Origin of the sequence: Vibrio barjaei (genome assembly GCF_001639065.2) — a bacterium.
GTDB lineage: Bacteria > Pseudomonadota > Gammaproteobacteria > Enterobacterales > Vibrionaceae > Vibrio > Vibrio barjaei.
Genome location: NZ_LQXO02000013.1, coordinates 241,232 through 264,831, shown reverse-complemented (window position 1 = coordinate 264,831; position 23,600 = coordinate 241,232). Strand labels below are relative to the sequence as shown.

21 protein-coding genes and 1 tRNA gene are annotated in these 23,600 nt (G+C 43.6%); 9 read left to right on the top strand and 13 right to left on the bottom strand.

The window, feature by feature from the left end; translation table 11 throughout:
• Positions 1 to 24: 24 nt before the first annotated feature.
• Positions 25 to 684, bottom strand: coding sequence for a nitroreductase family protein (locus AWH66_RS09510; RefSeq protein WP_006069354.1), 660 nt, complete (start codon positions 682 to 684; stop codon positions 25 to 27).
• A gap of 312 nt (positions 685 to 996) precedes the next feature.
• Between AWH66_RS09510 and AWH66_RS09505 the strand changes: the two genes are divergently transcribed.
• Positions 997 to 1,422, top strand: coding sequence for a universal stress protein (locus AWH66_RS09505; protein WP_006069355.1), 426 nt, complete (start codon positions 997 to 999; stop codon positions 1,420 to 1,422).
• A 130-nt stretch (positions 1,423 to 1,552) separates the two neighbouring features.
• Positions 1,553 to 2,149 carry a TetR/AcrR family transcriptional regulator gene (locus tag AWH66_RS09500; protein ID WP_063604844.1) on the top strand — a complete coding sequence of 199 codons (597 nt, stop codon included), beginning with the start codon at positions 1,553 to 1,555 and terminating at the stop codon, positions 2,147 to 2,149.
• A gap of 82 nt (positions 2,150 to 2,231) precedes the next feature.
• Here AWH66_RS09500 and AWH66_RS09495 read toward each other — a convergent pair whose 3' ends face one another.
• The 4 genes from AWH66_RS09495 to AWH66_RS09480 all read right to left on the bottom strand — a co-directional run bounded on the left by AWH66_RS09495 (position 2,232) and on the right by AWH66_RS09480 (position 5,881).
• Entirely contained in the window at positions 2,232 to 2,738 is a 507-nt protein-coding gene (locus AWH66_RS09495) for a porin family protein (RefSeq protein ID WP_063604843.1), read from the bottom strand.
• Between the two features lie 123 nt (positions 2,739 to 2,861).
• Positions 2,862 to 3,275 (bottom strand): helix-turn-helix domain-containing protein, encoded by a 414-nt coding sequence (locus AWH66_RS09490; protein WP_063604842.1) that lies wholly within the window; start codon positions 3,273 to 3,275, stop codon positions 2,862 to 2,864.
• Positions 3,276 to 3,371: 96 nt separating this feature from the next.
• Positions 3,372 to 4,859 (bottom strand): MDR family MFS transporter, encoded by a 1,488-nt coding sequence (locus AWH66_RS09485; protein WP_063604841.1) that lies wholly within the window; start codon positions 4,857 to 4,859, stop codon positions 3,372 to 3,374.
• Positions 4,856 to 5,881 (bottom strand): HlyD family secretion protein, encoded by a 1,026-nt coding sequence (locus AWH66_RS09480; protein ID WP_063604840.1) that lies wholly within the window; start codon positions 5,879 to 5,881, stop codon positions 4,856 to 4,858. The genes AWH66_RS09485 and AWH66_RS09480 overlap by 4 nt, the downstream gene beginning before the upstream one ends.
• A gap of 501 nt (positions 5,882 to 6,382) precedes the next feature.
• On the opposite strand from AWH66_RS09480, the gene AWH66_RS09475 reads away from it, so the two are divergent.
• Together AWH66_RS09475 and AWH66_RS09470 are read left to right on the top strand one after the other, a co-directional pair.
• The gene (locus AWH66_RS09475; protein WP_063604839.1) at positions 6,383 to 7,546 is read left to right on the top strand and encodes an efflux RND transporter periplasmic adaptor subunit; all 1,164 of its coding nucleotides are present in this window, start codon (positions 6,383 to 6,385) and stop codon (positions 7,544 to 7,546) included.
• A gap of 9 nt (positions 7,547 to 7,555) precedes the next feature.
• Entirely contained in the window at positions 7,556 to 10,669 is a 3,114-nt protein-coding gene (locus AWH66_RS09470; RefSeq protein WP_063604838.1) for an efflux RND transporter permease subunit, read from the top strand.
• A 56-nt stretch (positions 10,670 to 10,725) separates the two neighbouring features.
• Here the strand turns inward: AWH66_RS09470 and AWH66_RS09465 are convergent, their stop codons facing one another.
• Complete coding sequence (locus AWH66_RS09465; protein WP_083399992.1) at positions 10,726 to 11,328, bottom strand: DUF2913 family protein; 603 nt, start codon at positions 11,326 to 11,328, stop codon at positions 10,726 to 10,728.
• A gap of 59 nt (positions 11,329 to 11,387) precedes the next feature.
• Positions 11,388 to 11,471 (bottom strand) — tRNA-Leu (locus AWH66_RS09460).
• Between the two features lie 634 nt (positions 11,472 to 12,105).
• Between AWH66_RS09460 and AWH66_RS25910 the strand changes: the two genes are divergently transcribed.
• The 4 genes from AWH66_RS25910 (at position 12,106) to AWH66_RS09445 (ending at position 14,735) form a co-directional block, all read left to right on the top strand.
• Positions 12,106 to 12,279 carry a hypothetical protein gene (locus tag AWH66_RS25910; protein ID WP_167360939.1) on the top strand — a complete coding sequence of 58 codons (174 nt, stop codon included), beginning with the start codon at positions 12,106 to 12,108 and terminating at the stop codon, positions 12,277 to 12,279.
• Between the two features lie 7 nt (positions 12,280 to 12,286).
• Positions 12,287 to 12,748: a hypothetical protein gene (locus AWH66_RS09455; protein ID WP_063604836.1), complete on the top strand. Its 462-nt coding sequence runs from the start codon at positions 12,287 to 12,289 to the stop codon at positions 12,746 to 12,748.
• Positions 12,745 to 13,776 (top strand): HlyD family secretion protein, encoded by a 1,032-nt coding sequence (locus tag AWH66_RS09450; RefSeq protein WP_063604835.1) that lies wholly within the window; start codon positions 12,745 to 12,747, stop codon positions 13,774 to 13,776. The genes AWH66_RS09455 and AWH66_RS09450 overlap by 4 nt, the downstream gene beginning before the upstream one ends.
• Positions 13,777 to 14,051: 275 nt before the next feature.
• Positions 14,052 to 14,735: a hypothetical protein gene (locus AWH66_RS09445; RefSeq protein WP_063604834.1), complete on the top strand. Its 684-nt coding sequence runs from the start codon at positions 14,052 to 14,054 to the stop codon at positions 14,733 to 14,735.
• Between the two features lie 118 nt (positions 14,736 to 14,853).
• Here the strand turns inward: AWH66_RS09445 and AWH66_RS09440 are convergent, their stop codons facing one another.
• Positions 14,854 to 15,669 carry a hypothetical protein gene (locus AWH66_RS09440; RefSeq protein ID WP_063604833.1) on the bottom strand — a complete coding sequence of 272 codons (816 nt, stop codon included), beginning with the start codon at positions 15,667 to 15,669 and terminating at the stop codon, positions 14,854 to 14,856.
• 248 nt (positions 15,670 to 15,917) lie between these two features.
• Positions 15,918 to 16,256 carry a glycine zipper family protein gene (locus AWH66_RS09435; protein ID WP_063605152.1) on the bottom strand — a complete coding sequence of 113 codons (339 nt, stop codon included), beginning with the start codon at positions 16,254 to 16,256 and terminating at the stop codon, positions 15,918 to 15,920.
• A 266-nt stretch (positions 16,257 to 16,522) separates the two neighbouring features.
• Here AWH66_RS09435 and AWH66_RS09430 point away from each other — a divergent pair, with 266 nt between their 5' ends.
• On the top strand, positions 16,523 to 19,573 hold the full coding sequence (locus AWH66_RS09430) for an efflux RND transporter permease subunit (RefSeq protein ID WP_063604832.1): 3,051 nt from the start codon (positions 16,523 to 16,525) through the stop codon (positions 19,571 to 19,573).
• Positions 19,574 to 19,614: 41 nt separating this feature from the next.
• On the opposite strand, the gene AWH66_RS09425 is transcribed toward AWH66_RS09430, so the two are convergent.
• From AWH66_RS09425 to gntH, 4 genes are all read right to left on the bottom strand, one after another.
• Positions 19,615 to 20,499: a DMT family transporter gene (locus AWH66_RS09425; protein ID WP_063605151.1), complete on the bottom strand. Its 885-nt coding sequence runs from the start codon at positions 20,497 to 20,499 to the stop codon at positions 19,615 to 19,617.
• Between the two features lie 251 nt (positions 20,500 to 20,750).
• Positions 20,751 to 21,179, bottom strand: coding sequence for a hypothetical protein (locus AWH66_RS09420; RefSeq protein ID WP_063604831.1), 429 nt, complete (start codon positions 21,177 to 21,179; stop codon positions 20,751 to 20,753).
• Positions 21,176 to 21,547, bottom strand: coding sequence for a hypothetical protein (locus AWH66_RS09415; protein ID WP_063604830.1), 372 nt, complete (start codon positions 21,545 to 21,547; stop codon positions 21,176 to 21,178). Before AWH66_RS09415 ends, AWH66_RS09420 begins: the two co-directional genes overlap by 4 nt.
• Before the next feature lie 74 nt (positions 21,548 to 21,621).
• Positions 21,622 to 23,250: a guanitoxin biosynthesis MBL fold metallo-hydrolase GntH gene (gene gntH, locus AWH66_RS09410; RefSeq protein ID WP_063604829.1), complete on the bottom strand. Its 1,629-nt coding sequence runs from the start codon at positions 23,248 to 23,250 to the stop codon at positions 21,622 to 21,624.
• Positions 23,251 to 23,600 lie beyond the last annotated feature (350 nt).

Sequence of the window (23,600 nt, the reverse complement as noted above, 5' to 3'; positions counted from 1 at the left end):
GCCGTTTGGATACACTACATTATCTTAAAGTACCGTAATGATGTCTTCTTGGGCTAAGCGCGCCTTCGGTAAGCCGTAGTTGTAGTCTTCACCATCTTTGTGGTAACCAAGAGCTAAAGCAAAGTCGCACACATAACCGCCCAATTCATCTTTAAAGATGTCACCGATCAACGCAGAATCGACACCTTCCATCGGAGTAGACGCAATCCCCATACGCGCTAGAGTGTGTAAAAGGTTGCCCAGTGCAATATACGTTTGTGCTTTGGTCCACTGGCCGTTGTAACCATTTTCATCGGTATTCAGCTCCGCAAAGCCAAACGCGCCATTCAACATTTGGTCAAACATTTCTGCAGGCAGGTGACCGGAAGTAACCTCTACATCCACCACTTTCTTATAGTCGTCTTTGGTGAAGTGTGGGTTATGCGCAAACAAAATCGTATGTGACGCTTCTTTGGCATGCGGTTGATTGAACTGATGCATGTTGGCGAACGTATCGTGAAAGCGCTGCTTAGCTTCATCACTTTCAATCACAATAAACTTCCAAGGCTGTGAGTTAATTGAAGATGCAGAAAGGCGAATCGCTTCTTTAATGACTTCCATATCTTCCGCAGAAATACGTTTAGCCGCGTCGTATTTTTTAGCTGTATAGCGGTTGTTTAGGTCTTTTATGATTTGATGAGTCACTGTGCTCTCTCCACTTATTAGAATCTCTAATAGCTTGGGGGAATTATGCTTTTTCGGTGAGTTTCAGCACCGTAAACCGCTACTCTAACCCTTAAGCCAAGCTTGTTGATGAGGTGTAGGTTAGGCGTATTAAAGGCGAAGAAAAAGAACCAAACGATCCAGACATTATGGACAATTAAATCCACAATACTAAAACGGTCAAGATTCAAACCTGCTCTGCTTATTTTCTCTTCAATCCGCGATCTCATCGACAACATTTTGAATAACATAGGACTATGCTAGTAATAAGACTTACAACGTGAGGGCATGGTTATGAAGTACAAACATATACTAGTAGCAGTAGAGCTTTCCAAAGAGAGCCACGTGTTAATAGATAGAGCCGTTTTTCTATCCGAGCTTCTGGATGCGGATGTGTCATTGATACACGTTGATGGCACCCATGGAGAAATTTATCCTGAACTAGTTGATATCAGACTCAACCCAGATCAGCGACCACTTCATTTAGAAACCATGGACCAACTGCATGAGTTTGCCGAGTACGCCAAATGTCCGGTTAAGCACTTCATTGTGGGTACTGGTGACTTGGGAGATAAACTAAAGAGCGCCATTGCCGAGCATGGGTTTGACCTCATTATTTGCGGCCATCATCATGATTTTTGGAGTAAAATTGTTTCAAGCTCTCGACAACTTATTAATACGTCACCAGTGGATGTTCTTGTTGTGCCACTTGAAGAATAAAGTCAAATTCAAGGGCATACATACCTCGCTAGGCTGCTCATATGCAGCCTTTATTTTGCCTGCTTTCTTAATTTCTTCTCTGCCTGCTATACTGTTGAACAGTCGTTCAACAGTATAGATTTCTTCCGTTATGGCCAAACCAGCAAAATTTAATCGTAGTGAAGTTATCCATAAAGCCATGTTGCTTTATTGGGAAAAAGGATTCCACGCCACATCAATGCGTTGCCTGCAAGATGCTATCGATATGCGCCCGGGGAGTATTTATGCAGAGTTTGGTAGCAAGGAAGGCTTGTTTAAAGCAGCGATCGAGCATTATTCGACTCAAGGACAAGCTCGTTTAGACGATCTCGTAAAGCAGTTTTCTTCACCTATTCAAGGACTTAAGGCCTTTATCTTACAGTCTGTGCAGCCTTGCAGTGTGAATAACCCTAACGCTATGTGTATGTTGGCTAAAACCGTCGCAGAACTTACCGAAGAAAATGAAGAATTATTAGAACTTGCGCGTTACTCACTTAGAAAAAATGAAGCCAAGTTTGCTGAAATTATTGCCGAAGCCCAATCCCTCGGAGAGGTCAATCAAGAACTCTCTCCTATGCGACTAGCGCAACACCTTCAGATTCAGATTATGGGGATAAAGACCTATATTCATTCAACCAATTGTTCACAAGCACAAACACAAGCCCTAGTTAATGATGTATTTTTAGGCAGTGTATTTAGAGTTGAGTGACAATACCTTAACCCCATGAAAAGCGATCTTTAATCATTGGATTAAGTGCAATCCCTGCACTCTGTTTCCTTCATTCTATTTTCTAGAATCTATAATCTGCACCGAAGTGGACTGCAGATAATGAGTAATCTCGACTCGTAGCGACCGCGACATACTCTGCCATTAAACCAATGTTATCTGATACAGCATAGCGAGCACCAATCCCGTAACTTGGGCTACTAATATTTCGAATATTACTGCTGTAATCACCTGAGATATAACCACTCACCCTCGCTTGTGTTACGCCGAGTAAGCCATAGATTTCAATGTTCTCTTTCAACTCATAGCTACCACGTAAATAAACGCTGCTATACGAACTTAAGTTTAACTCGCTACTGTTCTCATCAACGCCTCCAAAACGGTATTCGGCTGAAATATTGTCGTTAAATTTAAAACCAGCCTGCAAAAATCCAGTGCCAGAGCTGAAGTTTTCAATTTGATTTTCTTGATTTCCATAGCCTACGCTCGCACCCAAATAGATGCCGTGTGCCATTGAGGGTAACGCACATATTGTAGAGCCAAGAAGCAGTATTTTCTGGATAGCTTTCATATTAATGTTTCCTAGTTTATGAATGAGTCGCCTTTGAATCAGCAAGACGTATTATTCATAATCGGAACAACAAAATATGAAGACTAATATAGGCGTATTTTCATATTATGAACACACTAAGTGCTATTGGTTATCAATTTTCTTATGCCGCTTAAGCACATCAACTAAGTCGTATAATAACTCGATTTCTTCACTGTCCATCGACATCATTGTGTCCATCATATTGATTACACTAGCAGGGACAGCTAGTTTTCCACCATGTTGACGATCTATTTCGTCTACAGGAAACATCTGCAATAGGCTGACATCAAATACTTTGGCTAAACGAAAGATGTCTCTAATCGTAAACTCACTGCCTTGCTCACGATCCATTTTACTGTAAAACGCAGTTTTACCGATTTGAGCCAGCTCTGCGACCTGATTCTTAGTCATTCGGTTATGAACCATATAAGCTTCAATTCGTTCTATTAGCATAGCTCTAAAGCGATGTTCACTTTCACCATAGAACTCAAACCCTTCTGTTTCTAGCTCCGCCATAACACTCACTTTTTGCTAAATGTACATCTAGATTAGTTCAGTTTTCGTATTATGAAAATACTCGCATCTAGCAATATTGACTTCGCAGCAGGTCCGTTACTTAGAACGGATGAATATCAGCATCGGCATCATAATCACAAACATAACACCAACCAATTGGAACGTATGAACGTACGCAACCATCTGAGATTGCTCGTGCAGCATCATTTGATACTGTTGCAATGCCAATGGGTCAGTCATTGATAAACCTTGCGATGCTGCCCAGTTTTGTAATGCAGGGTTATAGGTATTAAACCCCTCACTCAACGCATGCCATTGCTGCTGGCTATCACGGTATTGGTAAGTGGTGGCAATTGAGATACCAAATGAGCTACCGATAGTTCGGAACAAGTTAAAGATACTAGCGCCCGCTACCGACTCTTCTCTTGGTAATGTCAGATACGCCAGAGACGATAACGTCGAGAAGGTCAAACCTAAGCCTAGGCCTTGAATAATGCTTGGCGTAACAATCCAGAAAGTATCAATCTCCATCGAATACAGAGTCATGAGATATGAACCGATACCAATGCAAGTCAATCCAAAGACTATCTTGAGTCGCGGATCAAACTGCGGATTCAGTCGAATCACCAGAATCAGCATACAAGCGGAGGCAAGACCTCTTGGAGCCATGAGCATACCCGTAGTGGCAACCGGATAGTCCAGTAGGCTTTCTAAGAACATTGGCTGCTGAGTGGTCAATCCAAACATGGCCATGGAAACGACTGCCATCATCAACGACGACACCATCAGGTTCTTATCTCGCAACAACCACAGAGGTGCAATGGGACTCTTGGTTTTCCAACTGCGATACGCCCACATAATCAAGCCTATTACAGACAGAACAATCGCGGTTTGAATGATTCGAGAGTCTAACCAATCTTCGTCATTACCCTTATCGAGGACAAACTGCAGCGCACCTACACCCAATGCCATAAAGCCAATGATCCACCAATCAAAGTTAGGTTTAGATTTATTCGATAGGTGAATGTATTTATAGATAAGCGCGGTACAAACCAAACCAAAAGGCAAATTCACATAGAAGATCCAACGCCAGTTGAGGTTATCCGTAATAACACCGCCAACAACAGGGCCGAGAATAGGCCCAAGCAGGATACCAATTGAAAAAATGGCCATGGCTTTACCCTTCTGTTCAGATGGATAAATCTGAACCAAAGTAGACTGCGCCAAAGGAATAACCGAAGCACCGAACGCGCCTTGAATAATCCGGAATAGCACCATCTCTTCCAAGGAACTGGCTTGGCCACACAGTGCACTCGCGATCACAAAGCCGATAACTGCCACGAGCATCACCTTACGCTCACCAAATCGCGATACCCAGAAGCTAGTCATAGGGATAAAGATCGCTTCCGCCATACTGTATCCCGTTAACACCCAGGTAATTTGGTCCGCCGTTGCCCCCAAAGCTCCCATCATATGTGACAGTGACACATTTGCCACTGTCATATCGATTAAAACCATGATGGCAGACAACATGACCGCCACAGTAGCGATACCTCGTTTATCAGCGGAGATTTGGTTGCTCATTTCGAGTCACTTTTCAGGTCGACAGTCACTTCAACACTTGCACCTACACGAAGTTGAGGCGAGTTTTCTGGCACATCCAATTTAAGTCGCACAGGGAAGCGTTGTTTGATTTTCACCCAGTTACCTGTCGCATTTTCAGGGGGCATAAGAGAAAACGAGGTACCGCTGGCTGGCGATAAACTTTCTATCGTCGCGTTCCATACCAAGTCGGGATACATGTCGATTTTAATCTCAGCCTTCTGACCTGGTTTAAGGTGAGTGAGATCTGTTTCCTTAAAGTTAGCTCTAACCCAGTAGCTGTTGTCAATGATCACTGGGAACAGCGTTTGGCCAACAGAAACAACCGTTCCTACGTGTGCACTAACTTCTCCTGATAGTCCATCTACTGGCGAAGTAATGTCGGTATAACTGAGGTTAAGTTCAGCCTGAGCCAACTGTGCTGCTGCTTGTTGGACGATGGCCGCTTCAAGACCTTGCTCACCTCTATTCGCGATAGCTTTCTCAACATTAGCTCTTGCTTGCTCTAGGCTTGCCTGAGCATTGGCTAATTTGTTCTTAGCCGTATCCAAGTCTTGTGGAGACGCCAATTTGCGAGTGACCAGTGAATCAGTACGTTTGTATTCGATCTGCGCTTCGCTCAAGTTCGCTCGCGCTGCATCCAGTCCAGCAACCGCTTCCGTCACCTGTTTATCAGCAACGTCATGTTGCTGCACTGCTAACTGATATGACGCTTTTGCTTGCTTTACCGCAAGTAAGTATGGTCTTTGGTCAATTCTAAGCAGCAAGTCGCCTTTGTTGATGCGCTGAAAATCCGCTACTTCAACAGAGACAACCTGTCCTTGAACCTGAGGAGCAACAGAGAGGATTTTCGCTCTAACATAAGCATCCTCGGTGCTAGGATGGCTATCTGCGTAGACCCATGACCAATACAGCGCACCAAATACTGCAGCACAAACCAGTAGAAAGAGAATCTTTGCCAAGCTAGAACGGGATGATTTCTTTTGATCGGAGTTATCACTCATTTACATAACCTACCTTTATATTTATGTGATCAGTGTAGGATTTTTTTATCACCAAACAACACTATGAGTTGAAACTTAATTAACCACTTTTGCAGATTGCAAAAGCCACTGAACAGTGTGCAATTGATATTAATCAAAATAGCCCAAACTGATGAATTTATGGGGCTTTATCATGTTTTCATTAGAGATAATGCCGCTATTAACTCATAGTTCACTAGCCTTGACGTCATAACTTAGGAAGATGTCATAGAGACACAAACTAGAAAGGACAATGACCGCATCAAAACAACAGATGACTTCTCGCTCGTCCTACGCCAACCACATTACTGCTAGGCACTTTTACACTTGTAAAACACCTTACTACCAACAGATTCCGTTCACACTACTTAACCTATTAATTCAATTAATTAATTTTCCTAAATGCTTCACAGACATTCGTCATTTATGGTCTAAACTCAAACAATAAACACTTTATATAATTATCAGAAACAAGGATTGTCTATGTCTTACTTTCCCAAAGCAGATGGTGTCATCGCTAAAGGACTCATCGTTGCGCTACCTATTCTCCTCCTTTCAGGTTGCGAAAAAACCGTCGAAGCCCCTCCTGCCGTCAAGCCCAGTGTAAAAGTTCTCGAAGTGACCATGAAAGAAATCACACCAAGTGAGGAATTCGTTGGTCGCACTGAAGCAACTCAAGATATCGAACTTAAAGCAAAGGTAAGAGGCAACTTACTCAAAACCTATTTTGAAGAAGGCAGCATGGTCGAAGAAGGGCAACTGTTGTTTGAGATTGACCCAGAGCAGTATGAAGCAGCCCTTAAGTCCTCCAAAGCACTTGTGGCTCAATCGCGTGCTGCCTATGACACGGCAGTTCGCAACTTTAAACGCGGCGAAGGATTGATTAAAGATAAGTACATCAGCCAAGCGGATTACGACAATCTATTATCCGCCAAACTGCAAAATGCAGCAGCGCTACAAAGCGCCAATGCCGAATTAGACAATGCCAAACTTGAACTGGGTTACACCAAGATCCATGCGCCATTTGCAGGAAGAATCGGCCGTGCAGAAGTGTTTTCAGGTGATTTGATCATTCCTGAACAAACCGAAATGGTGAACTTGGTACAAATGGAACCGATTTGGGTCAACTTCCAGTTACCTGAAAAGGTCATTATCAACGCTCAGAAAGCAGCTCGTGACGCTCAAAACCAATACAAAATCGAAGACCTACCAGTCAAACTGCGATTCCCTGACGGGTCTATGTTTGAAGAAACGGGCATGATAGATTTCATCGATAACCGTGTCGACGCCACTACCGGTACTCTGGCTGTCCGTGCCGAGTTTGCCAATTCAGAACACCTAATTGTTCCCGGACTTTACGTGACTGCAATAATCGAAGCTCCACGTGTTCAAGAAGTTATGCTCATTCCACAACGAGCGGTGCAAGAAGACCAGCAAGGTCGTTATGTATTAACCGTCAATAAAGAAAAAGTCGTCAAACGTAAAAACGTCACTTTGGGTAAACGATATGGTGTTGACTGGGAGCTGGAAGAAGGCTTGGAGAAAGGTGAACTGGTCATAACTGAAGGGCTACAAAAAGCCCGTGTAGGCGCTGAAGTCGAGTACGAAATGGATACCGTACAGCCTTTCGATGAAAACGACTCTTAAGGACAAGTTATGATTAGTAAGTTTTTTATACATAGGCCGAAGTTTGCCTTCGTTATCTCAATAGTCCTGACCTTGTCCGGTCTGTTGTCGATTCCCGCTCTGCCTGTAGCAGAATTCCCTAACATCTCCCCTCCAATGGTCTCTGTGACGACATCCTATCCAGGTGCGAGTGCTGAGGTTGTTGCTGACACCGTTTCTAAGGTTATCGAGGCCGAAGTTAACGGGGTGGAAAACATGATTTACATGGAGTCCAAGGGCGCAAACGACGGTAGCTATTCACTCAACGTTACTTTTGAGGTGGGGACCAATGTCGATATGGCACAGGTTAACGTCCAGAACCGGGTACAACAAGCCATGCCTAGGCTGCCCCAAGAAGTTCAACGAAATGGGGTAAAAGTTGAGAAACAAGACCCGAACATCTTGATGATGCTTAACTTAGTATCACCGGATGGAAGTCTAGATAACCTATTTTTAAACAACTACATGGGCATTAACATTAAGGATAACCTTGCTCGTGTTAACGGTGTATCTAAAGTAAGTATTATCGGCGGTATGGATTACTCCATGCGTATTTGGCTCAACCCCGATCGCATGGCAAGTTTAGGTGTTACCGTAGAAGAGGCCATTGCCTCAATTCAAGAGCAGAATATCCAAGTTGCGGCGGGACGTATTGGCGCGGCGCCAGTGCCTCGGGACCAACAATTTCAATACACCCTTTCCACCAAAGGTCGCTTGAGTCACCCTGAAGAGTTTGAACAAATCATCATCCGTTCAAACCCGGATGGTAGCGCTGTTTATATGAGTGATATTGCGCGTATTGAGCTTGGTGCTGCAAGTTACGATGCGGAAGCGATGCTGGATAACAAACCATCTGCACTACTTTTCATTTACCAATCAAGTGGCGCAAATGCACTCGAAGTAGCAAAAGGTGTCCACGAAGAATTATCCCGCCTGCGCGAGCAATTTCCTGAAGATATGGACTATAAAGTTCTCTACGACACCACTCAGTTCGTAGAAACGTCCATCGATGAAATGATTGAAACACTGTTGATTGCCGTAGCACTGGTTATCTTCGTTGTGTACATCTTCTTGCAGGACGTGCGACAAACCTTAGTTCCAGCTATCGCCATTCCGGTATCTTTAGTTGGTACATTTGCATTCTTACTGGCCACAGGTATGAGCATCAATACCGTGTCGCTCTTCGCCTTAATCCTCGCGATCGGTATCGTAGTAGATGATGCTATCGTTGTCGTAGAAAACACCACTCGTTTAATGGAGGAAGAAGGGCTTAACGCCGTTGATGCCACAACCAAATCTATGCAGGAGGTGACGGGACCTGTGATCGCAACAACTCTGGTGCTACTAGCGGTATTCGCGCCAACGGCCGTTATGCCGGGTATAACTGGGCAAATGTACGCGCAGTTCTCTATCACCATCTGTATTTCGGTTCTAATTTCCTCGGTGAACGCATTAACACTTAGCCCTGCGTTATGTGCTTCATTGCTTAAGCCACCAAAAACGCATGAAAAAGGATTCCATGCCAAATTCAATGTGATGTTTGAGAAGGCGACCGGAAAGTACACCAACTTTGTTTCGGGAATGGTGCGTAAGCTAATGCTCGTTGGTGTCGTCTATGTCGCCTTGATCGGCGCAACGGGCTATCTGGCTACTTCGCTCCCGACCGGATTTGTCCCTACGGAAGATAAAAAAGCGTTCTTCGTCGATGTGCAATTACCTAATGGCTCTTCCATCAACCGTACCAAAGAAGTTATGACGCAAATGGTAGACGAGCTAAACCAAATGGATGGCGTAACCAATGTGATTTCAGCAAGTGGTTATTCGATTATTTCTGGCGCGGTATCGTCTAATGCAGGCTTGATGGTTGTCATTCTTTCTCACTGGGATGAGCGACAAGATCCATCCTTAGTCGAGTCGCAGATCGTACAACGAGCTAACGCCGCACTATCGCAATACAGTGAAGCGACGGCGGCTGGTTTCTCCCTACCAGCGTTACCGGGTGTAGGTACGGTTTCTGGTGTAGAGTTCTATATACAAGATACCTTGGGCAGAACGCCAGCCGAGCTCGCTGGTGTCATGCGAGCAATGTCCATTCAAGCAACTTCTGAGCCTGAGCTAACGACGGCGTTTAGCACGTTCCAGGCCGATGTACCACAACTATTCGTCGACGTAGATAGAAACAAAGCCAAAGTACAAGGCGTTGAACTAAGCAGTATTTTCACTACATTACAAACGATGCTTGGTTCTATGTATGTAAACGACTTCAACCGATTTGGTAAGGTTTTCCGTGTAAACATGCAGGCGGAAACTGAGTTTCGTGATTCAGACCGCGACATCGCTCGTTTCTACATCCGAAACAAATACGATGTTATGGTTCCGCTTAATACCTTGGTTAACGTCGAGCCTAAGCTAGGCCCCGAATACATTAACCAATTCAACTTATATAGCGCGGTTAAAGTCAACGCATTCCCAGCACCCGGCTACAGTTCGGGACAGGCGATTGATGCTGTGAAGCGAATCGCGGATACAACTTTCCCGAACGGCTATACCTATGAGTGGTCAGGGCAAACGTACCAAGAGTTGAAAGCAGGTAACTTAGCGCCATTCATCTTTACCTTGGCTCTTATCTTTACCTATCTATTCTTAGTTGCACAGTATGAAAGCTGGACGATTCCAGTGTCGGTTATGCTCGCTGTTCCAGTCGCTATTCTAGGTGCATTTATCTACATTTGGATAATGGGGTCTGACGTTAACTTATACACCCAAATCGGCTTGGTGCTGCTCATCGGTCTTGCTTGTAAGAACGCAATCCTGATTGTAGAGTTCGCCAAACAACTCAGGGAAAGCGGTATGAGTATCACCGACTCAGCCATAAAGGCCGCGCGACTGCGTTTCCGTGCAGTCTTGATGACAGCCTTCTCGTTCATCTTGGGAGTAATCCCACTGGTCATCGCAACCGGTGCAGGTGCTGCAAGTCGTGTCTCACTAGGTTATGCGGTTATGGGCGGTATGATTGCGGCAACAATTGTAGGTACCTGTCTCGTTCCAGTGTTCTACGTAATGTTGCAATCACTTCGGGAGAAAGTAAAAGGACGTAGTTCTTAACGAACCCAATAAAAAAGCCTGATTTATCAGGCTTTTTTATTATTTCTTAAAAGAGACTACGACTTATCAAGTTCGAGCGTAATTCTCACAAAGTTGTCGTCTTCGTATTGTATCTGGTAGCTAAAGATATCATTGGCATATATCGTTTTGAGGAACAGATGCTTTTCACGTACCGTTCCTCTAAATAAAATCGATATTCCTGATAACAGTTGGTTACGCGCACCGAAATGTGCGTTTAGGTCCGTCGATAACACGCACAGCAAACAACCATTCTCATCATGATTGAGATCCACTTTCTCAGGACTCGATAACAGTACTGTGGTACCTAATTTCTTTTCCAACTCACGAATTAATAGTAGATAGCTATCTAAATGTGGCTGCGAAACGTCAGGTTTAGCTTCAACCCCTCGCAATAAAACATCTTCTAAATCCACTTGCGATTTCTTTGCTTGCAAGCTCATGGCTTTTAATTGCTTTCTAATCGCTTTGTACTTGTTACTTTTTAGCTTCGGTTTTAACCATCGAACCAGTAAATCGTTTTTCTTGGCAAGATCGAATAATTGGGATTTGGACTCTAACTTCTTGAATTCTAGATGTAACAAGGCGTGCAAAGACACCTCGGTCAATAACTGAATTGATACCGAGTTAGACGTACTCATTTGCTTTGAACTGGATCCTTTGTTCTGCATTGTAGTCTGTTGGTATTAAAGAAAGGGAATGGTGCCGAGAGAGGGACTCGAACCCTCACACCAAAGGCACTAGCACCTCATGCTAGCGTGTCTACCAATTTCACCATCTCGGCATCGATAAATGCATCACTAAATGAAGCATCTATTTATTACCGCTATTTTAGCGGATGCCGAAATGTTAACTGACGATTTTTTACTTGTATAGCGTTTCAATAGATAAAATCAATAAAACCAGTTCGTTTGATGAACAAATAATCACATTGGCGATTTCACATCCACTCATTTTGAGTATACGAACCTAGACACCCACGCTTGGGTACTGGATTAACACGAGCTTAATGCTCAATACATTAATGAAAGTGATATCTGAATTATAGTTCACTTAGTGTATTGGTGTGATCAAGCCAGATAAAATATCCCCTTACATATTCAAGCTGAACGCTTATACCGACGAATATTGATGGAGTATAAGGCCTATCTATACAAGATTTGGCGACACTACCTAATTAATCGATATTGAGCACTAATAGCGATTCAGCCTATGAAAGAACGAATCAGAAAAGTCAGACGCTCAACATAACTGACAGGCCGTACGACAATAATTAAGAGGCAGAATAGCACTCATAAATCTCGCGTCGTACGGTCCTTATTACAAAAAAGCGATAGGTATGAGCAGTGATATTGCTCCAATACCTAAGTTAATTTCAATCCAACAACGCTAAGGATAGCCTGAAACAAGGCAATGACATGTTCAGACTATTGAAACACTCATTACTGGTTACCAGTGCCGTCCCAACGCTGGCATTTGCAGGTGAACGCCGATCATCCGATAGGCTTAAACTTGGTCCTCAGGAAGTTCCTTCACACCTCCGCGGTACATATCTGAAACCATATCACGATATCGCAAAGCCGAACGAGTAATCAAACCATGAAAAACAAGCTAACAGCAGTACTTCGACTTCTAACCAAGTGGATATTAATAGTCAGTGGTTTTTTATCACTAAGTTATTTCTTTTCATTGCTATCACAAGTGCATGGCAAAGACCTCCCAGAAAGCTATTTCAGCGATGGTATGCCAACCATCTTAGGGCTTCTCAACTCAGAGCTCTTTATGGGTATTATTTTCGTTATCACCATATCTATCATCGTTTACGTTTTGTACCTGTTATGGCAGTTGCACGAAGTCGCTGTTCACCGCAGTCAATACATGAAGAGCGCTCATGCAAATCTAGTATTTGCACTGTCACTTTGCGGGTTGTTTATCGATAAATTATGGTGGGTATTAGCGGTAATTATTGCCTTCACTAACTGGGAAGCCCTAGCATCCGCACTGAGTAAGGTCATTCATACCGGTATCCACGGCGATAGAAAAGAGGAGCAATCGTCATGAAAGAAATCATGCTTCCCTATGTGCTAATTGTTTGGCTGCTAGTGAAATTAGGCGTCATCAAGTGGACCCTCCGTAATGCTGTGATTAGCGTCGGCTTTGGTACCTTTTTAGCATTTATGCTGTTTACGGCTCACCGGTTTTGGTCGCCAGCAGATTTAACAGACAGTACCACTGTAAAAGCGCCACATGCAGTCTTGAGTCCATTATTTGGTCAACAGGTGAAAGATATCTATGTCACTCATAACCAACGAGTGAAGAAAGGTGAACTACTCTACACGCTAGAGTCAGAAGACACAGATGAAGAATTGAAGAGCCTGCACTCTAGCCTTATTGCCGCTGAACATCGAATTATCAGCATAGAAGAGCAGATTGCGATTGATGTTAAGAACCATCAACGCTTAATCAACCTAGATGAATTTAGCTCTGAACAAGAAAGAGATGAGCTGCATACCAAAATACAACAAGGGAATGCAGACCTAATGGCGGCTCGCTCCGATGTTGATGGTATTCAAGCTCAAATCAACCAAAAGCAATGGTTAAACGACCGCAACCAGATCAGAGCACCTTTTGATGGTGTGGTAGGTGTGATTAATATTGCCAAAGGCTCTCGAACTGGCAACTTGTATCTCTATAACATCGAGAAGAAATTCGTCGAAATGCGAGTAAGTGACCAAACTTTCCGACATATAAAGGAAGGTCAGTTCGCCGAGTTTTACGTTAATTCTCACCCAGGTGAAGTGTTCCGCGGTCGAGTACACAGTATTACAACCAATACAGGTGAAGCGACCGTATCTGCTCGCGGTAACACGCAACAAGTCCGCCAGCACGTAGGAAACAACACCAGTGCACATGGTCGTACTGTTGTTATTGAATTTAATGAACCGGAAGGCTACGACGTACCACTTGGCGCCACAGGTTCAGGCTGGATATCAGCAAGCAAACCATCTCAGGCACTTGGTTTTATGGACATTATCGGTGGTGCCACGGTACGACTGAAAGCACTTAAAGCTTATCTAAGTGCGATTTAATGTTAACCCTCTTAAGGTCCGCGCATAGTTGGAACTCTGATTGGAACTGGTAAGGAAAATTGGGCCTAATACACCTCACTTATGTGGGGTGTTTTTTTATATTTGACCAGATACCTATCCGTATTATTCTTCCTTGCTAGTACCTTGACCTAGGCACGGTAATAGCAAAACAACCTATTCGAATAATGCATACAAACCAACTACCTCCTATTGGAACTTTTCATTATCTTTTGCATCGCTCTCAACAAGAAGAGTATCAATAAAAGGCAATTAAAATGAAAAAGACAGCAATCGTTCTAGCGTTAACTTCAGTATTTACAACTAATGCTATGGCAGAAGGTGTAACGGGTGGTGTGGAACTAGATGCTAAGTTCGTAGATGGTGCAGCCGAATATAAAGCAGACAATGGATCTGGTATCAAAGCGTTCATCGGTTACGAAGGTTTCGGTGCTTCGGCTAAGCGCAAAGCAAACTTTGAAAATGAGTACAACCTTAACTACACCCATGATTTTGGTAACATCTGGCTAAAAGGCGAATATGAGTTCGTTGATAAGAAGAGTCGTCAACAACCAGCTAACGACCAAAATAAATTTGGCATTACCGTTGGTGGTAACGTGGCGGAACTATTCGATACCTCATTGCGTTTGCGTAAAGACACCGACTTAAACTCTAATACGCTCGCTCCACGTGGAGATATCTATCGCTTTGATCTGGCAGCTGGTAAGCAAGTTACTGAACGTGTGTACCTGAATGCCAAAGTGGTTGGTCAAAAACAGAATAAGAAAGAAGCAATTACTGTTGGCGACAAGAACAAAGACTCTATCTACAACCTAGAGCTTCGTGCCACATTTACCGCTATCGACAATATGATCCCATATGTAGAAGTAGGTAATGAGGGCAAATTTGGCACTGACACTCGCAATACCTACGGCAAAGTGGGCGTTGTTTTCCCATTCTAATTTGACCCTATTAGTTAAAACGCAAAGATATTCGAAGGAATGAATATCTTACAGTGAACCTATTATTCCCTCTTCACCCCTTCGAACAGTCTTACCGCTCAATATCTTCAGAACAACACTAGAACTGGTAATTAAACTCTACCCTCTGGTCGCCTTCAAAATAGCTTTGTTCTTGCGTCCAGTTTGCAAAATAACGCACGTTAAAGCGAGGCGTAAACTGATAAGACACCGCAAATTCATTCGTAAAGATAGAACTCATTCCTACGCCGTATGCATTGTCGACATAAGATTTAGAACCAGATAGAGTCGTTAACCACATCGGATTGTAGTTAAGCCATAGCTTATCCGTAACCGCATATTTCGTATAAGCCCCCACTACTGCGTATGTCCCTGGAACTGTGTAACCATTATCTCGTGGTTCGGTTTGACAATCGCTGTTAGCATCGATGCAACTAGGAAAATCCCCATTACGCACATTGACACCCAATCCTGCAAGTGGATAGAGGTTAAGGTTGCCCCATTTTGGCAATGCTTGAATAAAACTATAGGATGCATTCAAACTTTCTTGCTCCACGTTATAGTTCAGATCAAGTTGACTACCGCGACCATTGGTGGTGTCCACACTAAAGTTTCGAAAACGAACGCTATCAATTGAATTATCACGACTACCCGTTCCAGACCAACCGAGATATTCTCCAGCTATTCCCTTCACTTCGATGATGTTCATCGCCATGGTATCAGGGTTACCTGTGTCGTATGTGCGCCCGACTTTGATGTTTAAACCTTTGTCCGATGTCCCAGCACCCGCTTGAGTATAAACCGCTAAAGGGTCAGACATATCTTGGATTTCAGTATCAGAATTTTGGTTTGCAAAAGAAGAAAAAGAACAAACAGCTACCGTAGCCGCCGTTAGAAAAGAAATGTGTACACGCATATAAACTCACCCTAATACAAAACAAACCTCCTTTTGTATTACCAATACTACTTTCTCGATTGGCAGCACCTCATCCATAAAGTGCTGGGGAAGCCTAAAAGCGAGAGGCTATAACCTCAATTAACCCAAGGTTATAGCCTCTATTACTCTGCAAGTATTGACTTGAACACAACTTAATAAAAATCAATCAATTAGTTGTCTAGTATATCATCCTGCAGACTGACAAAAGTGTTAGTTATATCACTCGATCACCAGCCATCATCAATCGCAGCGTCAACAATGGCATCCTCAACCACAGCGTCTTCATAGTCTGAAATAATCGCGTCTTCAACAACTGCTTCACCAATTAACTGGTCGCATTCTGCATCGGCATACGCACCATCAATTACACCAGCAGCACCGCCAATCATTGCTCCTGATTTAGCATCACCTGCCACGGCTCCGACGATCCCGCCTACTATTGCACCATCAACCGCATCAGTGATGACATTCCCTCCGTCGCATGGGTGGTATGCCATAGCTCCGTTTGACCACACGTAAACCGTAAAACTTAATAGCAACGCTCTATTTAACTGTCTCTTTTTCATCTTTTTCTCACTATTAATATTCATTTGGTGCAACGCGCTTCTTGATAGACCAATACTAAGTTTTGTCATTAAGCAGGCAAAAATAGGTTCCATAAACAAAACCGAGAGTTACCTAAAACTCTAATCGGTAAAACATCAATTAAGCCGTGTATTCGAACAGTTAATATCACACGCCACACATTCCAATAGTTCGGCTAGTAACTCATTTGTTATTAAAAATTCACGAGCGTAATATCCGGACAATTTCCAATAACTCGGTGGCTGACATGTTTAAAATATTCATAGAAAGACCTAAATTCGCGATAGTGATAGCCCTACTCATTTCGCTAATAGGAGCCATTTCCGCAGCAAACTCACCCATAGGCAGGTATCCAGATGTCGCGCCTGTTACTGTCGAAGTCCGAACCTTTATGGATGGAGCAAGTGCTAATGTCATGGCTAAATCGGTGGCGCCAGAAATAGAAAAACAAGTTAACGGCGTATCTGGTATGGAATACATGAAATCCACCAGCGGAGCTGACGGCACCTATACGCTGGAAGTGGTGTTTGAAAGTGGGACAGACTCCGACAAAGCAGTGAACCTCGTCCAAAATCGTGTAAACCTTGCGCTACCGGAGTTGCCTGGGGATGTCATGCGCAATGGTGTCAAGGTAGAAAAGCTCTCTAATGGTTTAATTCTTGGGATATCTATCACCGACCCGTCAGGCGGCGCCTCGGCCATTGATATCAGCGCCTTCTCTGGAGGCCCGTTAAAAGAGAAAATCCAGCGTGTGAACGGCGTGTCGAAAGTAGATGTCCTCGGAGAGAAGAAGTACTCCATTCGAGTTTGGCTCAATCCAGATAAAATGAAGTATTACTCTATCAACGTAGGAGACATCAATGATGCTATCGCTACACAAAACAAGATAGCTTCAGCAGGCAGCCTCGTTGATGACAAACTGGAGTTCCCAATCACTGTTAATGGTGGTCTCGCCACTCCAGAGGAGTTTGGAGATATTGTAGTTCGCTCAGACGAACTGGGTAAGACCATCTATTTGAAAGACGTTGCTAACATTGAGCTTGGTAGTGAAATATACACTGCCAATGCCTATGGCGAGAATGCTAACGGAACGGTTTTATTCATTTATAAAACACCAGAAGCAAACGCGATGAATGTCGCTAAAGAGATTAAGGCACTGTTAGATCAACCTAACCAGTACCAAATTAAAGTCGTTTATGATGCCACTACCTTCATCGATGGTGCTATTTATAGCGTGCTGGAGACCTTAGTACTCGCAGTTGCAATCGTGTCTTTAGTTACTCTGATCTTCATGCAAAACTTCAGGCTAACACTGATTACCGTTACGGCCATCCCAGTATCTTTAATCGGAACCTTCGCCGTCATGAGTGCGCTAGGTATTCAAGTTAATATCATCTCTATGTTTGGCTTAGTCATGGCAATAGGGATCGTCGTAGACGCTGCCATCATTGTCATTGAGAATGCAGAGCATCAGCTTCACGAGAACCCCGAACTTACCGTTAAGCAGGCCGTCTCTAAAGCATTGGATATCACTTTCTCACCAATTATCGCTTCAATGCTAGTCTTGCTCGCTGTATTCACTCCATCGTTGTTTATTCCAGGAATGGCTGGAACCATTTACTCTGAGTTTGGCATCGTGCTGTGTGCCTCGGTTGTTGTTTCGACCTTAGTTGCCTTGACGCTAACACCAGCACTTTGTTCGTTATTTATGAAACCACCCAAAAAGAACATCATCGCCAAATCTGTTGAGTGGGTGATTACTCAGAAAATTCGTGCCTTTACTGGTTTAGCATGGACAGCGACCCGTCTGCCTTTGATAACGATCTTACTATTGGGCGGTGGCCTTTATCTCTCCATTGACCGTGGCGTAAACCTACCTACTGGCCTGCTTCCTGAAGAAGATACCAGCGCCATTTTTGTTGTCGGTAGTTTCCCTCAAGGCACTGCTCTAGCAGCAACAGATCAGTATTTGGCAACATTAACTCAGCAACTCAACGAAATTCCAGGAATCTCGACCAGTGTTGAAGCGTCAGGTTTCAACTTACTGACCAATACCGCCGAGATGAGCAGTTTTATGATGTTGCTGTCATTGGATGACATGCAGAGTCGTCAAGCAAGTGATGCGGAATTGACGGAACAAATTAACCATGTTTTGTCTGAGAATATCGATATCCAAGCGTTCGCATTTAAACCGCCTGTAATCCCAGAACTAGGGATGGTTGATGGTGTTAATTTCGTCTTGCTAGCACCAGAACTGAGTCCAGTTGAGTTGTACGAACTAACGCTAGAATTTAATTCTCGCTTGATGGAAGACGAACGAATTGGTTTGGCAATGGGCCAGTTTGAAGTCACCAAACCATCGATGAAACTGAACATCAAACGGCAAGACCTCCTCAAATATGGTGCTACGTTTGCTGAAGTGGTGGAAGGTATGCAAACGCATTTTGGTGGTATGTATATCAACACGTTTAATATGGATGGTCGCAATTACAAGGTCATGGTGCAAAACGATCCCAAATTCCGATTAGACCCAGAAGCTTTAAAGAAAACCGGACTTTCTAAGGCTAACGGCACCCGAATAACTTACGATAAATTCTTTGATTTTGAAGAGATCAAAGTGCCTAACTTCATCACCCGATACAATGCAGAACAAGGTGTTTTCATTGATGTTATCCCTGCCATTTCCACTGGCCAAGCCATTAGCGTAATTCAAGAGCTAGCGGATGAGTTAGGTTATCGAGTCGAGTTTACTGGTGCTGCAAAAGAAGAAGTCTCCGCGGGTAATACGGTGGCTATTGTGATGGGCTTAGCGATGCTCGTGACATTTCTTGTTCTTGTCGCCCAATACGAATCTTGGCTAATTCCATTGGCGATTATGCTTACCGTCCCCACGGCCATTATAGGAATTGTAGAAGGTGTTATACATATTCAAGGCAACATCAATATTCTCACGCAACTCGCCGCTATCCTACTAATTGGTATGACAGTTCGAAATGCGATTCTCATCGTAGAGTTCGCCAAAACACTACGAGACGACAATAACTTCACCATCAAAGAAGCAGCCGTACAAGCGTTACGTCTTCGTGCTAGAGCAGTATTTATGACGGCATTTTCATTTGGTGTCGGACTTATACCACTGATGTTAGCTAACGCAGTTGGCTCTGGAGGTCAACAAGCGTTAGGTTGGGCGTCATTTGGCGGAATAGTTTCAGCAACTTTCATTGGCTGTATCATGGCGAGCGTGTTCTTTGTCGTCATTCAACAAATTCGGGAACACTTTAAGTCTATTCCCGCTTAACCAAACTCGCAGAGCCTTCCCTAGGCTCTGCGACCAATTTGTTATGATATTGGCGCTCGTCGAAGCGATGACAACGAGAAGCCAGTAACCAGCATTGTGCCACTAATAACCAGAACCGTTCCGACAATGGTATTCACACCTATTGGCTCTCCTAAAAACAGATTACCCCATAAAATACCAAACATAGGAATAAGGAACGTTACTGATAAGGCAGAGGAAGGGCCAATGTCGTTAACCAACCGGAAATACAATAGATAGGCTGCGCCAGTGCATACAACGCCAAGTAACAGCACAGAGATCCAAACTTCTTGTGTGGGTGTTTCTCGCATTGGCACAAATGGAATCAGCGGCAACACGATAAGACAAGCTGCCCACATGCTACCGTGTGCATTATTGAATGCAGGAACAGACGGTGCATTTTTCGCATAATTGGTTGCGATGCCATAACAACAGGCCGCCATCACGCCAGCAATTATCGGCAATGTCGCTTGCTCACCAATACGAACTGCATCCCAGCCGACCAATACCGCAACACCAACAATCCCAACCAATAAGCCAAGTGCACCACGCTTAGTTAGCGGTGTTTTGGTCCAAAATACACCAATAACTGCCCCCCAAATCGCTGCGGTAGAGTTAAGTATAGAAAGTGTGGATGCGTTGAGTGTTTGCGCGGCATAGGCAAATAACAAGAAAGGCAATGCCGTATTAAACAGCCCGATAATAAAAAAGTGTTTGGTGTGCTTGGTAAACTCAAGTTTCTTTTTTAAATAAACACTGATGATAAGAAGCGCAAGGGCAGCAAAGAAGACCCGCGCCTCAATGAGCACAGCAGGCCCCATAACATTGGCGGCAATACGCATGAAGAGAAAAGACCCACCCCATATCGATGCCAATAGTACGAGTCTTAGAAAACTTGCCAAATTCATCGTTGTTACTTGTGTCTGATAATCGTTGCCCTTACTTTGCGTGATGGTTAGAAAAACCACAACCCCTACCAAAGGCTTATTCAGCTTACAGTACCGAAAATGGCGAACAGTACATGTCCCCCCCACCACTTATAGATAAAAAATGATTATCATTACAACTTCTATACTCAACTCTACAAACAATGATGTTATGAATTCAAAATGCCCAATCTATGAATACAACAAAGTGGGCACCTACGCAGTAAAGCCTATCAACCCGACAGGCCACTTTCTTTTATTTGCCGGTTAAACTCTCGATCAGCGAGTTCTTGCTCATCGTAAAGGTCTTCCAAAACGACTTGATCCATTTCCATCACATCAAAGAATTGATCCTTACAATAACTAGCATTCCACTTAGGTAACATATCGGGATCATTAGCAATGTTACTTACGTGTTCTGCGGCAAAATGTGCATAATGCTCAAACAATTCTTCGTCGGTGCCATTAGCTACCCATGCTAATTTTTTAAACCACACTGCAGATTGTTGCTCTGAAATATGCTCATTTACCTTGCAAACAGACATCGCCACCAACGACTCGGTATAATTTTCATAGTGGGGCAACGTATTATGAACATGTGCACCGCAAGCAATAGCTAATGAAGGAATGAAGGTGGCTAAAATAATCGTGGTCTTTTTCATCGTTTTTGTTCCTCTGGCTGTGTACACATTTGACTAACATGACCTTTCTGTTCAGCTTCTTGAATAAGCTGCTCACCTAAAGCAACACCTTGAAGGTACAGAGGATCTTCCTCATTAAATACGTAGGGTTCGTTAAGCACATCTTCAGAAAGTCCTTCTATTGTTTCACGGACTATTTTCGAGTTGTGTTCGGTATACTCTAAGGTCAAAGAGCCAGTTCCAACACAATACACATTGACGGTTTCCACTGCGGCCGCAGCCATTATTGCGTTGTCTCGGCTAAATAATGTGTCGTGAGAGTGTTGCGCTGCCATTGCTTTAAACGTGCATAGATATAGCGCTGTTACTACAATCGTAAGTCGTCGCATAAATAGGTTACTCGTTGTTGAAGTTTGGGAAGGAGTTTGTGAGCACCGGACCTCTATGCCCACAAACAAAGTCGCTACTCTTGTTCTTGTTGGGTATTACCTTCTCGAGTGTCGCGATATGGATCTGCTGAATCTTTACGATGCACGGAACGAGGTTCCAATCCATGAGCTTCGCGCATTTTGTCAACCATTCGCTGCTTCTCTCCCATCCCCTGCTTCATGCTTTCTGGCAATACTTCCGTTGGCACGATCAGGTCACGATCCAACGGCCATTCTTTCAATAGTTGAGGGTGGTAACCTTCGGGGTAATACAATGCTTCATCAATTTCTAAATCACGAATCTCTTGCTCTTGAATATCGGCTCGTGAATTTTTCGGCATTGGAACACGAAAAACTTCACCGTCATTGAGATTAAACTGGGGAGCTCGATTATTTGGAAAATCTGGAATAATCCCCTCTCGAACCCATGCTTTGTCCGGTGTAATGTTCGCGACTATCATGTCGGGGGCGCCAAAGTGATATGGACCTTTCCAGTGCTCACGTACCTGAGCCACAGTTTCGTTATTGTAGTAAGGGTCAAACTCCATATGAGTAGTCATAAACAAACGTGGCTGTATTTGATCTGCTAACCATCCCGCCGCATAGCCTGACGTATGATGAGTATCAATGGTATAGCGTGTTAGAAAAGCAGGCACTCCTTGAACGATAGACGCCAATCCGACGAGCTCAGTCTGAACCTCGGTTACGAACAAATCGCAACCTTTGGCATACTGAATATCAAGTTCAGTAGGTCGACCATCCCCAGTCCAAACAAAACAGAGCGACTCCTCGTCATTGATTGTCCAATCAAGGCGATACGCTGAGGCACCGTCTTTTGCGTGAGAACGTCTCCAATGTGATACTTTGACGCCATCAACATCATAGATAATGCCGCCATCGTCTTTGAAGTCGAACTCGACAACTTCTATATCATTACCTGACGGGAAAACATCAAACGCGTCTTGATGCCAGGAAAGCATTTGCAACATGCCTTCTACCATATGTCGCGTCCCATCTTCCGGGTTGCGACCTGATGGACCGTAAATCGTCAGTGGTTTTTCCCACCGTCCATTCCAGCCTCCAAATTGGTACAAGTAAGGAAGAGAACCAAAATGGTCTACATGCAAATGAGTTATGAAGATCTTGTCCAGTTCGTTTAACGCAACACCAGCCCCAATATAGTTAGCAATTGACGCCTCACCAATATCGAACACGAAATTGTCGCCGTTGCCTAACTCTACATATATGGAGGTATTAGCTTGACCTGGGCGAATCATCGGAGAAGTCCCCATGAAGGTCACTCGCATTTCGTTAGTTAACAGCTCTTCTGTCCTTGGATACCAATTAGCGGCAGTAACCATATGATCCATTGGTTCAATGCCATCAAACATTAGACCTTCTTTCCAGAGTTCTTCGCCAGTTTGGATATCTGTTTTGAGCCCTCCTTGTAAAATGGCATGTATTTCCTCTGGTGAAGAATAGATTTTCCCACCCTGTTTCATCAACTCTTCTGTATTGACGTTTTGTTCATAGTTATAGTGCTTGTAGCCCGAGAAACTGGCCGAGTTTTCAGACTGATAATGTTCAAAAGGGGTTTGAGCTAAAACTGACGTCGATAGAAGAATCGAGCCAGCAACAGCCGTCATTTTATGGATTTTTGGCATAATAGTTCCTCCTCTCCCAAAACAGGGAAAAGTGATAAATGAATATAAATGAGAGAAATCAGTTGTTGCTGAGCAACGAGTATTCTGTTGCTTCTAACTGTTCAACGTTACAGTTTTGGGAGTAGGCGAAACCACTAAAGATGAGTGCGATTAAAGCCATAATTGAGACAATACGGACATTTTTCATTTTCTCGAAATCTCTTAATTGAATGAAAAAATCACATCCGTGTGTCTATGTCCACCACCTTAAACATAACAACAAACGCTAAAAATAGAGTAAATATAGCTTTATACATAAATTTCATTTATGTATTTGAATCTAAATTCGAATTAGCGCACTCCAACTAAGG

What these genes read in the sequence shown, in the direction of transcription:
- AWH66_RS09505 (WP_006069355.1), top strand. Translation starts at nt 997, where the DNA reads ATGAAGTACAAACATATACTAGTAGCAGTAGAGCTTTCCAAAGAGAGC.
- AWH66_RS09415 (WP_063604830.1), bottom strand. Translation starts at nt 21,547, where the DNA reads ATGCGACGACTTACGATTGTAGTAACAGCGCTATATCTATGCACGTTT.
- gntH (WP_063604829.1), bottom strand. Translation starts at nt 23,250, where the DNA reads ATGCCAAAAATCCATAAAATGACGGCTGTTGCTGGCTCGATTCTTCTA.
- AWH66_RS09440 (WP_063604833.1), bottom strand. Translation starts at nt 15,669, where the DNA reads ATGCGTGTACACATTTCTTTTCTAACGGCGGCTACGGTAGCTGTTTGT.
- AWH66_RS09430 (WP_063604832.1), top strand. Translation starts at nt 16,523, where the DNA reads ATGTTTAAAATATTCATAGAAAGACCTAAATTCGCGATAGTGATAGCC.
- AWH66_RS09450 (WP_063604835.1), top strand. Translation starts at nt 12,745, where the DNA reads ATGAAAGAAATCATGCTTCCCTATGTGCTAATTGTTTGGCTGCTAGTG.
- AWH66_RS09435 (WP_063605152.1), bottom strand. Translation starts at nt 16,256, where the DNA reads ATGAAAAAGAGACAGTTAAATAGAGCGTTGCTATTAAGTTTTACGGTT.
- AWH66_RS09425 (WP_063605151.1), bottom strand. Translation starts at nt 20,499, where the DNA reads ATGAATTTGGCAAGTTTTCTAAGACTCGTACTATTGGCATCGATATGG.
- AWH66_RS09495 (WP_063604843.1), bottom strand. Translation starts at nt 2,738, where the DNA reads ATGAAAGCTATCCAGAAAATACTGCTTCTTGGCTCTACAATATGTGCG.
- AWH66_RS09500 (WP_063604844.1), top strand. Translation starts at nt 1,553, where the DNA reads ATGGCCAAACCAGCAAAATTTAATCGTAGTGAAGTTATCCATAAAGCC.
- AWH66_RS09445 (WP_063604834.1), top strand. Translation starts at nt 14,052, where the DNA reads ATGAAAAAGACAGCAATCGTTCTAGCGTTAACTTCAGTATTTACAACT.
- AWH66_RS09420 (WP_063604831.1), bottom strand. Translation starts at nt 21,179, where the DNA reads ATGAAAAAGACCACGATTATTTTAGCCACCTTCATTCCTTCATTAGCT.
- AWH66_RS09455 (WP_063604836.1), top strand. Translation starts at nt 12,287, where the DNA reads ATGAAAAACAAGCTAACAGCAGTACTTCGACTTCTAACCAAGTGGATA.
- AWH66_RS09490 (WP_063604842.1), bottom strand. Translation starts at nt 3,275, where the DNA reads ATGGCGGAGCTAGAAACAGAAGGGTTTGAGTTCTATGGTGAAAGTGAA.
- AWH66_RS09475 (WP_063604839.1), top strand. Translation starts at nt 6,383, where the DNA reads ATGTCTTACTTTCCCAAAGCAGATGGTGTCATCGCTAAAGGACTCATC.
- AWH66_RS09470 (WP_063604838.1), top strand. Translation starts at nt 7,556, where the DNA reads ATGATTAGTAAGTTTTTTATACATAGGCCGAAGTTTGCCTTCGTTATC.
- AWH66_RS25910 (WP_167360939.1), top strand. Translation starts at nt 12,106, where the DNA reads ATGTTCAGACTATTGAAACACTCATTACTGGTTACCAGTGCCGTCCCA.
- AWH66_RS09465 (WP_083399992.1), bottom strand. Translation starts at nt 11,328, where the DNA reads ATGAGTACGTCTAACTCGGTATCAATTCAGTTATTGACCGAGGTGTCT.
- AWH66_RS09485 (WP_063604841.1), bottom strand. Translation starts at nt 4,859, where the DNA reads ATGAGCAACCAAATCTCCGCTGATAAACGAGGTATCGCTACTGTGGCG.
- AWH66_RS09480 (WP_063604840.1), bottom strand. Translation starts at nt 5,881, where the DNA reads ATGAGTGATAACTCCGATCAAAAGAAATCATCCCGTTCTAGCTTGGCA.